Source organism: Streptomyces sp. NRRL S-495 (assembly GCF_000966955.1).
In the GTDB taxonomy this organism is placed as follows: domain Bacteria; phylum Actinomycetota; class Actinomycetes; order Streptomycetales; family Streptomycetaceae; genus Kitasatospora; species Kitasatospora purpeofusca.
In genome coordinates, this window is sequence record NZ_JZWY01001268.1 from 1 (window position 1) to 1196 (window position 1196).

A 1196-nucleotide genomic window follows, 5' to 3' on the forward strand; every position below is an offset into this window, starting at 1 on the left:
GCCGAGGCCAGCGGCATCACCGAACACCTCAGTGCCACCGACCACGCCCGGTTGGCCCGCTTCGGCATCCGGCCGATCGGCTCCGCCGAGGGCGTGCGACTGTTCGACGCCACCCAGCGGCTGGGCGACCGGGCGGCCCTGGTGCCCGCCCCGCTCGACCTCGCCGCCGTGCGGACGCAGCAGGACCGGACCCAGCACGAGGTGCCGCCGCTGCTGCGCGGCCTGGTCCGGCCCACCCGGCGCACGGCCGGCGTCGCACCCCACGGCACCGCCGCCGCCACCCCCGGAAGGGACGGCCGGGGCGCCCTCGCCCAGCGGCTCGCCGCCCTGCCCGACGACGCCGAGCGGCAGGCGGAGCTGCTCCGGCTGGTCCGCGCCGAGGTGTCCGCCGTGCTCGGCACCGAGGCCGAAGCGGTCGGCGCCCAGCGGTCGTTCACCAGCATCGGCGTGGACTCGCTGTCCGCCGTCGAGCTGCGCAACCGGGTCGCGGCCGCCACCGGCCTGCGCCTGTCGGCCACCCTGGTCTTCGACCACCCCAACCCGACCGCCCTCGCCGAGCACCTGCGCACCGAACTCCTCGGCGCCACCGCCGCCCCGGCGCCCGTGGCGAGCACCCCCGCCCCGGTCCGGCCCGCCGTCGAGGACGACCCGGTCGTCATCGTCGGCATGGCCTGCCGCCTGCCCGGCGGCGTGGCCACCCCGGACGACCTGTGGCGGCTGGTGAGCGAGGGCCGGGACGCCGTCACCGACTTCCCGGACGACCGCGGCTGGGACCTCGACAACCTCTACGACCCGGACCCCGACAAGCCCGGCACCTCCTACACCCGGCACGGCGGATTCCTCGACCGGCCGGCCGAGTTCGACGCCGAGTTCTTCGGCATCTCGCCCCGCGAGGCGATCGCCACCGACCCGCAGCAGCGGCTGCTGCTGGAGACCACCTGGGAGGCCCTGGAGAGCGCGGGCATCGACCCGACCGCCCTGCGCGGCAGCCGGACCGGCGTCTTCGCGGGCGTGATGTACCACGACTACGCGCCCCGGGTCCGCGAGGTGCCGGCCGAACTGGAGGGCTGGCTCGGCAACGGCACCGCCGGCAGCGTGGCCTCCGGCCGGATCTCCTACTCCTTCGGCTTCGAGGGCCCGGCCGTCACCGTGGACACCGCCTGCTCCTCCTCGCTGGTCGCGCTGCACCTGGCCGC

At 76.8% G+C, this 1196-nt stretch carries 1 protein-coding gene; it reads left to right on the forward strand.

The genetic code is table 11. The features are described from left to right. On the forward strand, positions 1-1196 hold a 1196-nt coding region (locus tag VR45_RS41065; RefSeq protein WP_045945084.1), incomplete at both ends, for a type I polyketide synthase.